General features: G+C 70.9%; 13 protein-coding genes. 3 read left to right on the top strand and 10 right to left on the bottom strand.

The features are described 5' to 3' along the window. Nucleotides 1-3: 3 nt before the first annotated feature. The 8 genes from QMG39_RS00820 to QMG39_RS00785 all read right to left on the bottom strand — a co-directional run bounded on the left by QMG39_RS00820 (nt 4) and on the right by QMG39_RS00785 (nt 10,213). Nucleotides 4-984, bottom strand: a complete 981-nt coding sequence (locus tag QMG39_RS00820; protein WP_281881926.1) for an NAD(P)H-dependent flavin oxidoreductase — start codon at nt 982-984, stop codon at nt 4-6. Between the two features lie 31 nt (nt 985-1,015). After that, nucleotides 1,016-3,199 (bottom strand): 3-hydroxyacyl-CoA dehydrogenase NAD-binding domain-containing protein, encoded by a 2,184-nt coding sequence (locus QMG39_RS00815; protein ID WP_281881925.1) that lies wholly within the window; start codon nt 3,197-3,199, stop codon nt 1,016-1,018. A 79-nt stretch (nt 3,200-3,278) separates the two neighbouring features. Continuing rightward, a complete protein-coding gene (locus QMG39_RS00810) occupies nt 3,279-4,487 on the bottom strand; it encodes an acetyl-CoA C-acetyltransferase (RefSeq protein ID WP_281881924.1) in 1,209 nt (402 codons plus the stop codon). A 26-nt stretch (nt 4,488-4,513) separates the two neighbouring features. Continuing rightward, nucleotides 4,514-5,677 (bottom strand): acyl-CoA dehydrogenase family protein, encoded by a 1,164-nt coding sequence (locus QMG39_RS00805; RefSeq protein WP_281881922.1) that lies wholly within the window; start codon nt 5,675-5,677, stop codon nt 4,514-4,516. A 258-nt stretch (nt 5,678-5,935) separates the two neighbouring features. Continuing rightward, nucleotides 5,936-7,069: a bifunctional 2-methylcitrate synthase/citrate synthase gene (locus QMG39_RS00800; RefSeq protein ID WP_281881921.1), complete on the bottom strand. Its 1,134-nt coding sequence runs from the start codon at nt 7,067-7,069 to the stop codon at nt 5,936-5,938. After that, nucleotides 7,066-8,019 carry a methylisocitrate lyase gene (gene prpB / locus QMG39_RS00795; protein ID WP_281887103.1) on the bottom strand — a complete coding sequence of 318 codons (954 nt, stop codon included), beginning with the start codon at nt 8,017-8,019 and terminating at the stop codon, nt 7,066-7,068. Before prpB ends, QMG39_RS00800 begins: the two co-directional genes overlap by 4 nt. Nucleotides 8,020-8,021: 2 nt before the next feature. Continuing rightward, nucleotides 8,022-9,518: an MmgE/PrpD family protein gene (locus tag QMG39_RS00790; protein WP_281881920.1), complete on the bottom strand. Its 1,497-nt coding sequence runs from the start codon at nt 9,516-9,518 to the stop codon at nt 8,022-8,024. Next, nucleotides 9,515-10,213: a GntR family transcriptional regulator gene (locus QMG39_RS00785; RefSeq protein WP_281881918.1), complete on the bottom strand. Its 699-nt coding sequence runs from the start codon at nt 10,211-10,213 to the stop codon at nt 9,515-9,517. The genes QMG39_RS00790 and QMG39_RS00785 overlap by 4 nt, the downstream gene beginning before the upstream one ends. A gap of 141 nt (nt 10,214-10,354) precedes the next feature. On the opposite strand from QMG39_RS00785, the gene QMG39_RS00780 reads away from it, so the two are divergent. Beyond that, nucleotides 10,355-12,121 (top strand): proline--tRNA ligase, encoded by a 1,767-nt coding sequence (locus QMG39_RS00780; RefSeq protein WP_281881917.1) that lies wholly within the window; start codon nt 10,355-10,357, stop codon nt 12,119-12,121. 21 nt (nt 12,122-12,142) lie between these two features. Here QMG39_RS00780 and QMG39_RS00775 read toward each other — a convergent pair whose 3' ends face one another. After that, the gene (locus tag QMG39_RS00775) at nt 12,143-12,952 is read right to left on the bottom strand and encodes a DUF1206 domain-containing protein (protein ID WP_281881916.1); all 810 of its coding nucleotides are present in this window, start codon (nt 12,950-12,952) and stop codon (nt 12,143-12,145) included. Nucleotides 12,953-13,116: 164 nt separating this feature from the next. On the opposite strand from QMG39_RS00775, the gene QMG39_RS00770 reads away from it, so the two are divergent. After that, complete coding sequence (locus tag QMG39_RS00770) at nt 13,117-13,656, top strand: hypothetical protein (protein ID WP_281881915.1); 540 nt, start codon at nt 13,117-13,119, stop codon at nt 13,654-13,656. A gap of 22 nt (nt 13,657-13,678) precedes the next feature. Here QMG39_RS00770 and QMG39_RS00765 read toward each other — a convergent pair whose 3' ends face one another. Further along, nucleotides 13,679-15,187 (bottom strand): alanine/glycine:cation symporter family protein, encoded by a 1,509-nt coding sequence (locus QMG39_RS00765; RefSeq protein ID WP_281881914.1) that lies wholly within the window; start codon nt 15,185-15,187, stop codon nt 13,679-13,681. A gap of 170 nt (nt 15,188-15,357) precedes the next feature. Here QMG39_RS00765 and nusA point away from each other — a divergent pair, with 170 nt between their 5' ends. After that, entirely contained in the window at nt 15,358-16,359 is a 1,002-nt protein-coding gene (gene nusA / locus QMG39_RS00760) for a transcription termination factor NusA (RefSeq protein ID WP_281881912.1), read from the top strand. Nucleotides 16,360-16,385: the final 26 nt, after the last annotated feature.

Below are 16,385 nucleotides of genomic sequence, written 5' to 3'. Positions count from 1 at the left end.
GGCTCAGACCGCGACGGGCTCGAAGAGGGCGAGCCGCTCGCGCAGCACCGCCTCGGCCTGGTCGACGGTCCGTCGCACGATGTCGCCCGCCGTCGGGATGTCGTGGATGAGGCCCTGCACCAGGCCGACCGTCCAGATTCCCGCCTCGATGTCGCCGTGCTCGAACACGTGCCGTCCGCGGGCGCCCGCGACGAGCTCGCGGACCGCCGGGAAGTCGCCGCCCGCGTTCAGGATCTCGACCACCTCGCGACTGACCGAGTTGCTCGCCACGCGCGCCGTGTTCGACAGCGTGCGGAAGATGAGCTCGGTGTCGTGCTCGGTCGCCTCGACGATCCGCTCCTTGACCTGCTGGGAGATCGGCGACTCGACCGAGCACATGAACCGCGTGCCCATGTTCACCCCGTCGGCGCCGAGCGCCAGGGCGGCCGCGAGCCCGCGCCCGTCGGCGAACCCGCCGGACGCGATGAACGGGATCGACAGCGCGTCCGCGGCGGCGGGGATGAGCACGAGCCCGGGGATGTCGTCCTCGCCCGGGTGGCCGGCGCACTCGAACCCGTCGATGCTCACGGCGTCGACGCCCACCGCCTCCGCCTTCACCGCGTGCCGCACGCTGGTGCACTTGTGCACGACGCGGATGCCGTGGGCCTTGAACATCTCCATGTGCGGCTCGGGGTTCGAGCCGGCGGTCTCGACGATCGTGATGCCCGCGTCGACGATCGCGCGCCGGTACTCGTCGTAGGGCGGCGGGTTGATCGACGGCAGGATCGTCAGGTTCACCCCGATCGGCTTGTCGGTCATGGTGCGGGCGCGCTCGACCTCCTTCACGAGATCGGCCGGGGTCGGCTGGGTGAGCGCGGTGATGATGCCGAGCCCGCCCGCCTCGGAGACGGCGGCCGCGAGTTCGGCGCGGCCGACCCACATCATGCCGCCCTGGACGACCGGGTGCTCGATGCCGAGCAGGTCGGTGAATCGCGTGCGTACCATCGCGGTGCTCCTTCCGTGTTCCCGTGGTGCCTCAGGCGTACGTCTCGCCGGACTCGGCCTTCGCGACGAGCGAGGCCGGGGGCTCGAAGTGCGGTCCGTAGGCCTCGGCCAGCTCGCGGGCGCGAGCGACGAAGCCCGGCAGGCCGCCCTCGTACTGGTTGATGTACTGGATGACGCCTCCCGTCCAGGCCGGGAACCCGATGCCGTAGATCGAGCCGATGTTCGCGTCGGCGACGCTCGTGAGCACGCCCTCGTCGAAGCAGCGCACGGTGTCGATCGCCTCGGCGAACAGCATCCGCTCCTTGAGGTCCTCGAACGGGATGTCGGTGCCCGAGCCGAACGCGTCGGCGAGGCCCGGCCAGAGGCCGATCCGCTTGCCGTCGGCGTCGTAGTCGTAGAACCCGCCGCCGGTCGAGCGGCCCTTGCGGCCGAGCTCGTCCACCATGCGGTCGACTACGGCCTCGGCGCCGTGCTCGGTCCAGCCCCTGCCCTCGGCGATGGCCGCCTTCTTCGTCTCCTCGCGGATCTTCTGGGTGAGGGTGATCGTGAGCTCGTCGAGCAGCTGCAGCGCGCCGGCCGGGTAGCCGGCCTGCAGCGACGCCTGCTCCACGGTCGCGGGGGAGACGCCCTCGCCGACCGCGGCGACGGCCTCGTCGATGTACCGGCCGATGACCCGCGAGGTGAAGAACCCTCGGTTGTCGTTCACGACGATCGGGGTCTTGCGGATCTGCAGCACGTAGTCGAACGTCTTCGCGAGCACCTCGTCCCCGGTGTTGCGGCCGCGCACGATCTCGACGAGCGGCATCTTGTCGACGGGGGAGAAGAAGTGGATGCCGATGAAGTCGTCGGGCCGCTTGACGCCGGTCGACAGCTCGGTGATCGGGAGCGTCGACGTGTTCGAGCCGAGCACCGCGTCGGGCTCCACGACGTCCTCGATCTCCTGGAAGACCGCCTGCTTGACGTCGACGCTCTCGAACACGGCCTCGATGACGAAGTCGACGCCGGCGAAGTCGGCCGGGTCCGCCGAGGGGGTGATGCGGGCGAGCAGCGCCGCGGACTTCTCCGGGGTGGTCCTGCCGCGCTGCAGGGCCTTCGCCTCGAGTCGCTCGGCGTACCCCTTGCCGCGGCGGGCGGCCTCGATCGTGACGTCCTTGAGCACGACATCGATGCCGGCCTTGGCGGACACGTACGCGATCGCCGCACCCATCATGCCGGCGCCGATGACGCCGACCTTGGTCGCGGTGTACTTCGGGTAGCCGTCGGGCCGGCTGGCGCCCGCGTTGATCTTCTGCAGGTCGAAGAAGAACGCGTTGATCATGTTCTTCGCGACCTGCCCGACCGTGAGCGAGGTGAGGTACCGGGTCTCGATCGTGCTGGCCGTGTCGAAGTCGACGAGCGCGCCCTCGACCGCCGCAGCGAGCGCCGCGCGCGGCGCGGGCATCGGGGCGCCCTTCACCTGCTTGCGCACGTTGGCCGCCATCGCCGGCAGCACGGAGGCGATCGACGGGCTGTTCGGGCCGCCGCCGGGAATGCGGAAGCCCTTCTCGTCCCACGGCTTCACCGCGACCGGGTTCGCCGCGATCCAGGCCTTCGCGGCGGGGATCAGGTCGTCGACGGTCGGCACGACCTCGTCGATGATGCCCACCTCGAGCGCACCCGCCGGGGCGAACTTCGTCCCCGTCATGATCACCTTGGTGAGCGCCGGCTGCAGGCCGAGCATGCGGACCGTGCGGGTGATGCCGCCGCCGCCCGGGAGGAGGCCGAGCGTGACCTCGGGCAGCCCGAGGCGGGTGCCCTTCACGTCGGCGACGATGCGGCGGTGGGCGGCGAGTGCGACCTCGAGGCCGCCGCCGAGTGCGGTGCCGTTGATCGCCGCGACGACCGGCTTGCCCAGCCGCTCGAGCCGGCGCAGGTCGGCCTTCACCCGCTCGACGTGCGCGGTCTGCTCGGCCGCGGTCTCCGGCGAGCCCTGCATGAGCTGGTTCAGGTCGCCGCCTGCGAAGAAGCTCGACTTCGCGCTGGCGAGGATGACGCCGGTCACGTCATCGAGTTCGGCCTCCAGGCGGTCGACGACGATGCCCATGGAGAGCGTGTAGGCGTCGTTCATGGTGTTGACGCTCGAGTCGGGGTCGTCGAGCGTGAGGGTGACGACGCCGTCCTCGTCGCGGTCCCAGTGGATCGCGGGCGCCTCGGTCACGATGGCTTCGATGGTCATGAGTGGGTCCAGTCCTGTCGGTTCGTTCGGGTCGGAGTCGTTCGATCTCGGAGTCGTTCGATCTCGGAGTCGTTCGAGCTCAGAGTCGTTCGATCACGGTGGCGATGCCCATGCCGGCACCGACGCAGAGCGTCGCGAGGCCCCGTCGGAGGTCGCGGCGCTCGAGCTCGTCGAGCATGGTGCCGAGGATCATCGCGCCGGTGGCGCCGAGCGGATGCCCCATGGCGATCGCGCCGCCGTTGACGTTGACCTTGTCGCGCGGGATGTCCAGGTCCTTCATCCACTTGAGGACCACCGACGCGAAGGCCTCGTTGAGCTCGAACAGGTCGATGTCGTCGACGGTGAGTCCGGTCTTGTCGAGTACGCGCTGGGTGACGCTGGTCGGCCCGGTGAGCATGATGGTCGGCTCGCTGCCGAGCACGGCCGTACCGACGATGCGCGCGCGGGGCGTCAGGCCCATGGCGTCGCCCGCGGCCTCGCTGCCGAGCACCACGAGCGCGGCGCCGTCGACGATGCCCGACGAGTTCGCCGCCGTGTGCACGTGCGAGATCTTCTCGACCGAGTGGTACTTCTGCAGCGCCACGGCGTCGAAGCCGCCCAGGTCGCCCATGGTGGCGAATGCCGACGGGAGCTTCCCGAGCCCGTCGACGGTCGATCCGGGCCGGCGGTGCTCGTCGTGGTCGAGCACGAGCACGCCGTTCATGTCGCGCACGGGCACGATGGACTTCTCGAAGTACCCGTTCGCCCAGGCGGCATCCGCCTTGTCCTGGCTCCAGACCGCGAACGCGTCGACGTCCTCGCGGTCGAAGCCCTCGATGGTCGCGATGAGGTCGGCCGAGATGCCCTGGGGCACGAAGTAGGCGTCGTAGGCGGTGGTCGGGTCCTGCGCGTAGGCGCCGCCGTCGGAGCCGATCGGCACGCGCGACATGGCCTCGACGCCGCCGGCGACCACGAGGTCCTCCCAGCCGGAGGCGACCTTCTGGGCGGCGAGGTTCACGGCCTCGAGGCCCGAGGCGCAGAAGCGATTGACCTGCACGCCGGGCACGTGCTCGGGGAGCCCCGCGTTCAGGATCGCGGTGCGCGCGATGTCGCCGCCCTGCTCGCCGACGGGCGAGACGACGCCGAGCACGACGTCGTCGATGCGGTCGAGGTCGAGAGACGGGTTGCGCGGGCCGAGCTCGGCGAGCAGGCCGCTCGCGAGGTCCACCGGCTTGGTCCCGTGCAGCGCGCCGCCGCGGTTCCTGCCGCGCGGGGTGCGGAACGTGTCGTAGATGAATGCGTCGGTCATCGTGGTGTCGTCCTTCCGATCGCAGGTCACAGCCCGAGGCTGCGGCCGACGATCTCCTTCATGATCTCGGTGGTGCCGCCGTAGATGGTCGTGATGCGCGCGTCCTCGTAGTCGCGCGCGATGCGGTACTCGCGCATGTAGCCGTAGCCGCCGTAGAGCTGCAGGCACTTGCCGACGACCTTCTGCTGCAGCTCGGTGCACCAGAACTTCGCGGCGGCGGCGTCCTCGGCGGAGAGGCGGCCGGCGACGTGCTGGCGCAGGCAGTCGTCGATGTACGCACGGGTCACGCGCACCTCGGTGGTCAGCTCGGCGAGCACGAAGCGCGTGTTCTGGAAGCTGCCGATCGGCTGCCCGAAGGCCTTCCGCTCCTTCACGTACGACAGGGTGCGCTCGAGCACGCCCTCGCAGGCGGCGACCGCCGCGGCCGCGATGGAGATGCGCTCCTGGGGCAGGTTCTTCATCAGCCCGAGGAACCCGGCGCCCTCCGGGCCGAGCAGGTTCTCGGCCGGCACCCGCACGTCGGTGAACGCGAGCTCGCTGGTGTCCTGCGCGTGCAGGCCGATCTTGTCGAGGTTGCGTCCGCGCGAGAAGCCGGGGGAGTCGGACGGGATCACGATGAGGCTGAGTCCCTTGTGACGGTCGTCCGAGGTGCGCACCGCGGTGACCACCAGGTCGGCGTTCTGGCCGTTCGAGATGAAGGTCTTCGCGCCGTTGACCACGTACTCGTCGCCGTCGCGGACGGCGGTGGTGCGGATGCCCGCGAGGTCGGAGCCCGTGCCCGGCTCGGTCATCGCGATGGCCGTGATGAGCGTGCCCTCGGCGAGCCCGGGGAGCCAGCGCGCCTTCTGGTCGTCGTTCGTCAGGTCGAGGAAGTACGGGTAGACGATGTCGTTCGAGAGCGCGATCCCGGCCATGCCGTCGCTGACCGGGTTGCGCGCGAGCTCCTCGCCCATGATCGCGTTGTAGCGGAAGTCGTCGATGCCCATGCCGCCGTACTCCTCCGGCACGCCGAAGCCGAGGATGCCGGCTTCCGCTGCGGCGGTGAACAGGGATCGGTCCACCTTCCCCTCGCGCTCCCACCGCTCCGCGTTCGGTGCGGCCTCCGCTTCGACGAAGTCGGCGACGAGCGCGCCGAACTCGCGGTGCTCCGTGTCGTAGACGGTGCGCGACGTTCCGAGGTCCTTGAACATCCGATCGATCCTCACTGATCTGCCCTGGCCGGTCGGCCCTGTCCCGCCAGTGTGGCACCGATCCCGATTTTCTACAATAGATTCAAAAAAGTTCGCAGAGATTCGCGGGCCGAGACCGGACGCACAGGGGCGTCGCGACAATCCGGCCGAATCGCGATTCAATATCCGGCACCGCGCGGTCGACTCCGCCGCGCCCGAGGACAGCGCGACGCCCGGGCCGGAACTCGTGTCCGGCCCGGGCGTCGCGCGGGAGTCGGGTCAGACCGAGACGGCCTGCGGCACGTGCCGCTGCTCCGGCCCGTCGTACGCCGAGAGCGGGCGGATGAGCGCGTTGGCCGCCGCCTGCTCCATGATGTGCGCGGTCCAGCCCATGACCCGGCTGGCGACGAACAGCGGCGTGAACGTCGGGGTGTCGAAGCCGAGCAGGTGGTACGCGGGGCCGCTCGGGTAGTCGAGGTTCGGCAGGATGCCCTTGCGCTCGGCCATCGCGTCGCCCAGCGTGTCGTACAGCGCGAGCAGGTCGTCGCGCCCGCGCTCGGCGATGAGGCGGTCGAGCGCGGCCTTCATGGTCGGCACGCGCGAGTCGCCGTTCTTGTAGACGCGGTGGCCGAAGCCCATGATCTTGCGCTTGCTCGCGAGGGCCTCGTCGAGCCAGGCCACGGCCGCCGAGGCGTCGCCGATCTCGTCGAACATGTGCATGACGGCCTCGTTCGCGCCGCCGTGCAGCGGGCCCTTGAGCGCGCCGACGGCCGCCACGACCGCCGAGTGCAGGTCGCTCATGGTCGAGGTCACGACCCGCGCGGTGAAGGTCGACGCGTTGAACGAGTGCTCGGCGTAGAGCACCATCGAGACGCGGAACACGTCGATCTCGGCCTCCGTGAGCTCGGTGCCGAACGTCATCCAGAGCAGGTTCGCCGAGTAGTCGAGGTCCTCGCGCGGCGCGATCTCGTCGAGGCCGTGCCGGCGGCGCTGGTCGAGCGCGACCATGGCGGGCACCGCCGCGAACAGGCGCTTGGCCTTGCGCAGGTCGGCCTCGGGCGAGGCATCCGCCGTGTCGGGGTCGATCTCGCCGTGCACGCTGATCGCGGTGCGCACGACGTCCATCGGGTGGGCGGTGAGCGGCGCACGGGTGATCGCGTCGCGCACCTGCGGGGCGAGGGCGCGGCCGGCGCGCTCCTCGGCCTCGAACGCGGCGAGCTCGTCGGGGGTGGGCAGCTCGCCGGTCCACAGCAGCAGCGCGACCTCCTCGACCGAGCAGTGCTCGGCGAGCTCCTGCACGGGGTAGCCACGGTAGAGCAGCGAGTTGGTGGCGGGGTTCACCTTCGAGATCGCCGTCGTGTCGACGACGACTCCGGCGAGGCCCTTGCGGATCTCGGGTGTGGTGTCGGTCATGCGTGTTCCCTTCGTCGGGGCTCCGCGTCCTCGCGGGGCGTTCGGTCCGCTGCGCCCGGCACGTCGAAGGCGAAGACCTCCTCGTCGAACCGGGCGTAGTCGGCGTACTCGTTGAGCTCGTACAGGCGCGCGCGGGTCTGCATGCGCGGCACCGCGTTGGTGAGGCTGCCCTCGGCGGCGAGCTGCCGGAGGCTCCGCTCGGCCTCGCCCATTGCCAGGCGCAGCAGCGAGACGGGGTGGATCACGAGGTTCACGCCCACCGACTCGAGCTCGGCGGCCGTGAACAGCGGGCTCTTGCCGAACTCGGTCATGTTCGCGAGGATCGGCACGTCGACCGCGGCGCGCATGGCCGCGAACTCGTCGAGGTCGGCCATCGCCTCGGGGAAGATCGCGTCCGCGCCCGCGTCGACCAGGGCCCTGGCGCGGTCGGTCGCCGCCCGCAGCCCGGCGACTCCGCGCACGTCGGTGCGGGCCATGATCACGAGCTCGGGGTCGCGGCGGGCGTCGACGGCGGCACGGATGCGGCGGAGCGCCGTGGCCTCGTCGACCACGTCCTTGCCGTCGAGGTGCCCGCACCGCTTCGGGTTGACCTGGTCCTCGATGTGCAGCGCCGAGATGCCGGCGTCCTCCATCACCTGCACCGTGCGCGCCACGTTCATGGGCTCGCCGAATCCGGTGTCGGCGTCTATGAGGGTCGGCAGGTCGGTCACGCGGGCGATCTGGGCACCGCGGCCGGCGACCTCGGTGAGGGTGGTCAGCCCGATGTCGGGCAGGCCCAGGTCGGCCGAGAGCACGGCGCCCGAGATGTAGACGCCCTCGAACCCGACGTCCTGGATGAGCCGGGCGCTCAGCGGGTTGAACGCGCCGGGCATGCGCACGATCTCCGGGGCCGCGAGCGCCTCGCGGAACCGTCGCCGCTTCTCGGTCGGCGTGACCTTCGAGTGCAGCACCATCAGAAGAGCCCCTTCGGCGCCTCGGGCACCCGGTCGGCGATCGGGTTCAGCTCGCCCAGCTCGCCGGGCGTGAGCTCGGGCAGGCGCACGGCGAGGTCGAGGAAGCGGTCGACCTCGGCGGCCGACAGCACGCCGTAGGCGAGGGTGCGGAACTTCTGCACGTAGTCGTCGCGACCGAACGGCCGGGCGCCCAGCGGGTGGGCGTCGGCGACCGCGATCTCCTCGACGATGCGGCTGCCGTCGGCGAGGGTGATCTCCACCCGGCCGCCGAACGCCTTCTCGGCGATGTCGATCGAGTGGTAGCGGCGGGTCCACTCCGGGTCCTCGACGGTCGTGACCTTGCGCCACAGCTCGACGGTGTCGGGCCGCTGCGCGCGCTCGGGCGCGTACGAGTCGACGTGGTGCCAGGCGCCGTCCTGCAGCGCCACGGTGAAGATGTAGGGGATGGAGTGGTCGAGCGTCTCGCGCGAGGCGGTCGGGTCGTACTTCTGCGGGTCGTTCGCACCCGAGCCGATCACGTAGTGGGTGTGGTGGCTGGTCGCGATGAGGATCGACTCGACGGCGGCCGGGTCGCGCAGTTCGGGGTGCTCGGTGCCGAGGCGCCGGCCGAGGTCGATGAGCGCCTGCGCCTGGTACTCCGCCGAGTGCTCCTTCGTGTACGAGTCGAGGATGGCCCGCTTGGACTCGCCCGGACCGGGCAGCGGCACCGTGTAGCGACCCTCCGGCCCGTCGAGCAGCCACGCGATCACGCCGTCCTCGCCCTCCCAGATGGGGGAGGGGCTGGTCTGGCCGCGGATGGCGCGGTCGACCGCCTCGACGGCCATCTTGCCCGCGAACGCCGGGGCGGAGGCCTTCCAGGTGGAGATCTCGCCCTTGCGCGACTGGCGGGTCGCGGTGGTCGTGTGCAGCGCCTGGCCGATGGCCTGGTAGATCACGGTCGGGTCGAGCCCGAGCAGCGTGCCGATGCCGGCTGCGGCGCTCGGCCCGAGGTGGGCGACGTGGTCGATCTTGTGCTTGTGCAGCGAGATGGCCTTCACGAGGTCGACCTGCACCTCGTAGCCGGTGGCGATGCCGCGCACGAGGGCCGCGCCGTCGCGCCCGGCGTGCTGGGCGACCGCGAGGATCGGCGGGATGTTGTCGCCCGGGTGCGAGTACTCGGCGGCGAGGAAGGTGTCGTGGTAGTCGAGCTCGCGCACGGCGACGCCGTTCGCGTACGCGGCCCACTCGGGGCTGTAGCGACCCGCGACGCCGAACACGGTCGACCCGGGGGAGTAGGGGTGCACCTGCGCCTGCCCGCGCGCGGCGACGACCGGCGCGCGACCGAGCGAGGCGACGGCGACCGACGCGTTGTCGATCACGCGGTTGATGATCATCTCGGTGACGTCGTCGTCGACGGCCACGGGGTCCGCGGCGATCTCGGCGATGCGCCAGGCGAGCTGCTCCTCGCGCGGCAGCAGCTCGTCGCTGCGGTAGGTGCGGACCTCGAGGTCGATCATGCGATGTGCTCCGTTCGTTGCGGGTGGTCGTGCGTGCCGGCGGCATCGCCGGCGAGGTGGTCGAGGATGCCCTGCAGCGCGTGGTGCAGGTGCAGGTGGGTCGCGTGCGCCGCGAGCTCGGGCTCGCCGTCGGCGATGGCGAGGGCGATGGCCTGGTGCTCGCGTGCGGCCTCGAGCAGGCGCGCCGCGTCGAAGCGGGCCATGCGTCGCACGCGGGCGAGGTGGGTGCGCACCGGGCGGAGCGCGGCGGCGAGGTAGCCGTTGGCCATGGCCGCGTCGAGCGCCGCGTCGAACCGGCCCACGAGGTCGAAGTAGCGGTGCCGCAGCGGGTCGTCGTGCTCGAGCAGGTCGCGGACCTCCGCGAACTCGGCGGCGAGCGCGCGGAACGGCTCGGGATCGGCGCGGCGGGCGGCCAGGCGCGCGGCCTGCTCCTCGAGCGCGCGGCGCACCTCGAACAGCTCGCGCACGTCGTCGGCGGAGAGGTCGGTGACGACGACGCCGCGCCCGCCGTGCGGGGCGACGAGACCGTCGGCGGCGAGGCGCGAGAGGGCCTCGCGCAGCGGCGTGCGCGAGACGCCGAGCCGCGCGGCCTGCTCGACCTCGCCGAGCACGCTGCCGGGCGGGAGCTCCCACGCGATGATCTCGTCGCGGAGCGTGTCGTACGCCCGGTCGCTTGCGCGCCCTGTCGTGGTCATCGTCGCCTCCTGTGTATACAGAACGTAGCATCCAGCCCGACGAATCGCGAGCATACGGAAGAATGCGGGTATCTGTGTATACACAGCGCGAGGGGGATCGGGCGCCCGGAGGCATCCGCCCGCCGCCTCTAGACTGTTCGGGTGCCCGTACGCCTGACGAACTACTTCCTCCGCACGCTCCGCGAAGACCCCTCCGACGCCGAGGTCACGAGCCACAAGCTGCTCGTGCGCGCCGGCTACATCCGACGCCAGGCGCCGGGCGTGTTCGCCTGGCTCCCGCTCGGCCTCCGGGTCAAGGAGAAGGTCGAGCGCATCATCCGCGAGGAGATGGCCGCCGCCGGCGCGCACGAGGTGCACTTCCCGGCGCTGCTGCCGAAGGAGCCCTACGAGGCGACCGGTCGCTGGGAGGAGTACGGCGACGGCATCTTCCGCCTGCAGGACCGCAAGGGGGCCGACTACCTGCTCGCGCCCACGCACGAGGAGGTCTTCACGCTCACGGTGAAGGACCTCTACTCGTCGTACAAGGACCTGCCGCTGTCGATCTACCAGATCCAGGACAAGTACCGCGACGAGGCGCGTCCGCGCGCAGGCCTCCTGCGCGGCCGCGAGTTCACCATGAAGGACGCGTACTCGTTCGACCACACGGATGCGGGTCTCGACGCGAGCTACCAGGCGCAGCGCGACGCCTACGAGCGCATCTTCGCGCGCCTCGGACTCGAGTACGTGATCGTGCAGGCGGATGCCGGTGCGATGGGCGGCTCCCGCAGCGAGGAGTTCCTGCACCCGACGCCCGTCGGCGAGGACACCTTCGTGCGCTCCGAGGGCGGCTACGCCGCCAACGTCGAGGCGTTCACCACCGTGGTGCCCGACGCGCTGCCGACCGAGGGCCTGCCCGACGCGGTCGTGCTCGACTCGCCGAACACGCCGACCATCGCGACGCTCGTCGACCTCGCGAACGCCGAGTACCCGCGGCCCGACGGCCGCGACTGGACCGCGGCCGACACGCTCAAGAACGTCGTGCTCGCGCTCGTGCAGCCCGACGGCTCGCGCGAGCTCGTGATCGTCGGCCTCCCCGGCGACCGCGAGGTCGACGACAAGCGCGTCGAGGTGGCGTTCGCGCCGGCCGAGGTCGAGCCTGCCACCGAGGCCGACTTCGCGGCGCACCCCGGCCTCGTGAAGGGCTACATCGGCCCCTGGTCGCCGGACGGCGCCGTGCTCGGCGCGGAGTCGGCCACCGGCATCCGCTACCTGCTCGACCCCCGCGTGGTCGACGGCACCGAGTGGATCACCGGCGCGAACCTCGACCAGAAGCACGTGTTCGGCCTCGTCGCCGGTCGTGACTTCACCGCCGACGGCACCATCGAGGCCGCCTCCGTGCGCGAGGGCGACCCCGCACCCGACGGCTCCGGCCCCGTGCACCTCGCGCGCGGCATGGAGATCGGCCACGTCTTCCAGCTCGGCCGCAAGTACGCCGACGCGCTCGGCCTCAAGGTGCTCGACGAGAACGGCAAGCTCGTGACCGTCACGATGGGCTCCTACGGCATCGGCGTGACCCGCATCCTCGCGATCATCGCCGAGGAGCACAACGACGAGAAGGGCCTGGCCTGGCCCGCATCGATCGCGCCGTTCGACGTGCACGTGGTCGCCACCGGCAAGGACCCTGCGGTCTTCGAGGCCGCCGAGGGGGTCGTCGCAGACCTCGAGGCGAGCGGATGCGACGTGCTGTTCGACGACCGCCCGAAGCTGTCGCCCGGGGTGAAGTTCGCCGACGCCGAGCTGATCGGCGTGCCGAAGATCGTCATCGTGGGCCGCGGTGTGGCCGACGGCGTCGTCGAGGTGTGGGACCGCGCCTCGGGGGAGCGCACGACGGTGCCGCTGGCGGAAGTCGTCCCGGCGGTGCGCGGCTAGCGCGACCCGGCGGTGCCCGGCTCAGAGCCGGGCGTACTTCGCGCGTGCGACCGAGTAGGCGCCGTACGCGATGATCCCGAGGCCGATCGCCCACAGCAGCACGACGCCGAACGGCAGTTCGAGCAGGCTCTTCAGTGCCGCGTCGAGCCCGCCCGCCTGCTCGGGGTCGAGCGTGAACGCCGCGACGACGAACAGCACGCCGACGATCCCGACGCCGATGCCCTTTGCGACGTAGCCGGCGACGCCGAGCGCGACGAGCGCCGACCCGACGGCTCCCGACGGCACGTTCAGGCCGTCGGTGAACGAGACCCGCACGCCCCGCCAGACGAAGCCGACGCCGATGCCGAGCACGACCAGGCCGATCAGCGCGAGCACGAAGACGCCGCCCGGCATCCGGATGAGGGTCGCCGCGAGTCCCTGGCTCGACTCCGACGAGTCGCTGCTGCCGCCGAGGGCGAACACGACCGCCGTGTAGCCCACCGCGAGGTACGTGACGGCCTTGCCGCCCTCCTTCAGCCGTTCGCCCCACTTCTCCTTCTCGTCCGACCCCTGCGCGAGGAGCGCCTCGGCCACGGACCAGATCGCGAGCGCGAACAGGCCGACCGCGATACCCCACAGCAGGACGCCGCCGAACGGCGTCTTCGCGATCTGCTCGAGCGCCCCGGACTCCTCGGCCTCCCCGCCGCCGTTGCCCGTCGCCACCGAGATCGCGATCGCGCCGATGATGACGTGGATGATGCCGAGCACGACGTAGCCCGATCGGGCGAGGATCCGGAACGTCTGCGAGCGCTCCGCGGTGCGGGCGGCGTCCTTGGGGGAATCGATGTCCATCACGTCACAGTAGCGACGACAGGTGCCCTGCACCGGGGCTTGACGCAGCCCCTGCGACGTGCGATCACGGGCGCGACGAGCAGGCGCCGCCGCGGCGGATACCGGACGGATATCGGCACGCGGGAGCCTCGGTGCATCCAGATATCCGAGGGATGGGGGCAGTCATGTTCACCATGGACAGGCATCACCGATCCGCGCGTCGCGTGGGCATCGCGGGAGTCGCTGCGGTCGTCGTACTGGTCGGCGCCGCGTGCACCGCAGGAGGCGCGACGGACGACGCCGCCGAGGTCGCGGCCGACGACACCGCCGAGGTCGCGGATGCCGGCACCGAGGCGACGGTGTGGGACGAGGCGTTCATCGCGCTGTACGGGTTCGACGACGGGGAACTGGGCGACGGCGTCGAGGAGATCGACGGCGTCGCTCCGGACTTCCCCGACGAGTTCCCGCTCCCGGAGGGCGAGGTCGTGTCCTCGCTCGCCGGGGACGGCGTCTGGGACCTGATCATCGAGACCGACGAGCCCGAGCAGGCCGAACAGCTCGCGGAGGCCTACGGCGAGGTCGTCCCGCTCGACGACGAGGGGACACCCGGCGGCGGGGACGGCTACTTCTGGCAGTTCCTGGATGACACGTACGCCGTGAACCTCCAGATGCAGCCGGGCCCGCACCCGCCGCCGATGGTCGCGGTCATGGTCTACGAGCGCTGAGCCGGCGTCGCATCCGCTCCGCTCAGTCCTCCTGGTGGTGCAGGTGGTCGCGGTGCTTCTCCGCCTCGTGCCGCTTCGTGTCGACGTCGATCGGGCCGGTGACGGAGAGCTCGTCCTCCCAGCACTCGATGCCGTCGAGGTCGGGCATGAGCGCACGCGTGAAGACCGGGTTCCGCCCCTCGCGTCGCTGTCTCGTGTAGTCGCGCAGCAGCCGGAACGCCACGCCCGAGAGCAGGCCGATCGCGATGAGGTTCACGAGCGCCATCAGCCCCATGACCGAGTCTGCGGTGTTCCACACCACGTCGGAGGACGCGACCGACCCGACGAAGATCGCGGCGACCACCACGAGCCGGAACCCGGTGAGCACGCCGCGGTGCGTCGTGATGAAGTCGATGTTCGCCTCGCCGTAGTAGTAGTTGCCGAGGATCGAGCTGAACGCCAGCAGGAAGATCACCACGCTCAGCAGCACGCCCGCCCAGGTGCCGAGGCTGCCGGTGATCGCGCCCTGGGTGAGGCCGATGCCGCGCTCGGCGTTCGCGAGGTCCGGGCTCGACACCAGGATGATGAACGCGGTGATCGAGCAGATGAGGAAGGTGTCGAAGTACACGCCGAGCGTCTGCACGAGCCCCTGCTTCACCGGGTGCGTCACCGCCGCGCTCGCACCCGCGTTCGGCGCCGAGCCGAGGCCGGCCTCGTTCGAGAACATGCCGCGCCGCACGCCCGTGAGGATGATCATGCCGAGCGTGGCGCCGACCACCTCGTTGAACCCGAACGCCTCGGTGAAGATCGACGCGAACACGGCCGGCAGCTCGCCGATGTTCATCGCGACGACGACGAGGCCGACGAGCAGGTAGACGAGCGCCATGAGCGGCACGACCGCCTGGGTGACGTGGGCGATGCGGCGGATGCCGCCGAAGACGACGAGCGCCGTGAGCAGCGCCACGACCCCGCCGACGATCCACGCGATCCACCACGGCGCCTCGTCGCCGGCGACGGTGGTCGCCACGGTCGCGCTGATCGTGTTCGCCTGAAGCGCGGAGAAGACGAACGGGAAGCAGATGATGAGCGTGATCGCGAAGACGATGCCCATCCACCTGGCCTTCAGGCCCCGCTCCATGTAGTACGCGGGCCCACCGCGGAACCCGTCGGCGTCGCGCACCTTGTAGAGCTGGCCGAGCGTCGACTCGATGAACGCGCTCGCCCCGCCCACGAACGCCATGAGCCACATCCAGAACACCGCGCCCGGCCCGCCGATGGCGATGGCCGTGCCGACGCCGGCGATGTTGCCGACGCCGACGCGCGAGGCGGCCGAGACGGTGAAGGCCTGGAAGGCCGACACGGACTGCGGCTCGCCGTTCGCGTCGCGCGGCGTCTTGTCGGTGAGCGTGCGGAACATCTCCGGGATGAGCCGGAACTGCACCACCCCGCTGCGCACCGTGAAGTAGAGGCCCAGGAGCACCACCAGCGGCAGCACGATCCAGGTCCAGAGCAGGTCCCCCGAGAAGAGGACGAATTCGTTGATCGCGTCCATCGCCACAGTATGGCGTCGCCGCGTCGTCGCCCGCCAGAGGCGAATCGTGCTCGTAGCGGCGCCGCAACACCGGTGTCACGTTCGCCGTGGCCGCGGCATCCGGTACCGTAGTCTTCTGGCCCGTCGAGTGGTGGGACGACGGCGAGAGAGTTGAATAGAGGAGGCCGGCTGTGGACATCGACCTCAGCGTCCTGAGAATGATGGAGCGCGAGAAGGAGATCCCCTTCGATGAGCTCGTCACGATCATCGAGCAGGCGATCCTCATGGCGTACCTCAAGCACACCAACCCGGGCCAGCACGGGCACGCCAACCCGCTCGGTGCGCGCGTCGAGCTGGACCGCAAGACCGGCCATGTGACGGTCTACGTGCCCGAGCACGACGAGGACGGCAACGTCATCGGCGAGGTCGTCGACAGCCCGAGCGACTTCGGCCGCATCGCCGCGTTCGCCGCCAAGCAGACGATCAACCAGCGCCTGCGCGACATCGCCGACGACGCGGTGCTCGGCGAGTTCCGCGGCCGCGAGGGCGACATCGTCGCCGGCATCATCCAGCAGGGCCCGAACCCGCGGATGATCCACATCGACCTCGGCACCGTCGAGGCGATCCTGCCCCCCGAGGAGCAGGTGCCGGGTGAGGAGTACCGCCACGGCGCGCGCATCCGCGTCTACGTGACCAGCGTCACGAAGGGCCTCAAGGGGCCGTCGATCACGGTGTCCCGCACGCACCCCGCCCTGGTGCGCAAGCTGTTCGCGCTCGAGGTGCCCGAGATCGCCTCGGGCGTGGTCGAGATCGTGTCGCTCGCCCGCGAGGCGGGTCACCGCACCAAGATCGCGGTGCGTGCGACCCAGCCGGGCGTGAACGCCAAGGGCGCGTGCATCGGCGAGCTCGGTCAGCGCGTGCGCTCGGTGACCGCCGAGCTCAACAACGAGAAGATCGACATCGTCGACTACTCCGACGACCTCGCCTCCTTCGTCGCGAGCGCGCTGTCGCCCGCGAAGGTGTCGAAGACCGTCGTGATCGACCCCGAGCTCCGCGCCGTGCGCGCGCTGGTGCCCGACTACCAGCTCTCGCTCGCGATCGGCAAGGAGGGCCAGAACGCCCGCCTGGCCGCGAAGCTCACCGGGGCGAAGATCGACATCCAGCCGGACTCGCAGGCCGGGTCCGGCGAGTGAGTCGGGGCCCGCGCGCCGAGGTGTAG

It is taken from the genome of Agromyces rhizosphaerae, from assembly GCF_027925245.1.
Classification (GTDB): domain Bacteria; phylum Actinomycetota; class Actinomycetes; order Actinomycetales; family Microbacteriaceae; genus Agromyces; species Agromyces rhizosphaerae.
This window is presented reverse-complemented; position numbering and strand designations above follow the sequence as displayed.

Excerpts from the sequence above, each read along its gene's own strand:
- QMG39_RS00805 (WP_281881922.1), bottom strand. The coding sequence starts at position 5,677 with ATGTTCAAGGACCTCGGAACGTCGCGCACCGTCTACGACACGGAGCAC.
- QMG39_RS00810 (WP_281881924.1), bottom strand. The coding sequence starts at position 4,487 with ATGACCGACGCATTCATCTACGACACGTTCCGCACCCCGCGCGGCAGG.
- QMG39_RS00815 (WP_281881925.1), bottom strand. The coding sequence starts at position 3,199 with ATGACCATCGAAGCCATCGTGACCGAGGCGCCCGCGATCCACTGGGAC.
- QMG39_RS00820 (WP_281881926.1), bottom strand. The coding sequence starts at position 984 with ATGGTACGCACGCGATTCACCGACCTGCTCGGCATCGAGCACCCGGTC.
- QMG39_RS00800 (WP_281881921.1), bottom strand. The coding sequence starts at position 7,069 with ATGACCGACACCACACCCGAGATCCGCAAGGGCCTCGCCGGAGTCGTC.
- QMG39_RS00765 (WP_281881914.1), bottom strand. The coding sequence starts at position 15,187 with ATGGACGCGATCAACGAATTCGTCCTCTTCTCGGGGGACCTGCTCTGG.
- QMG39_RS00770 (WP_281881915.1), top strand. The coding sequence starts at position 13,117 with ATGTTCACCATGGACAGGCATCACCGATCCGCGCGTCGCGTGGGCATC.
- QMG39_RS00785 (WP_281881918.1), bottom strand. The coding sequence starts at position 10,213 with ATGACCACGACAGGGCGCGCAAGCGACCGGGCGTACGACACGCTCCGC.
- QMG39_RS00775 (WP_281881916.1), bottom strand. The coding sequence starts at position 12,952 with ATGGACATCGATTCCCCCAAGGACGCCGCCCGCACCGCGGAGCGCTCG.
- QMG39_RS00790 (WP_281881920.1), bottom strand. The coding sequence starts at position 9,518 with ATGATCGACCTCGAGGTCCGCACCTACCGCAGCGACGAGCTGCTGCCG.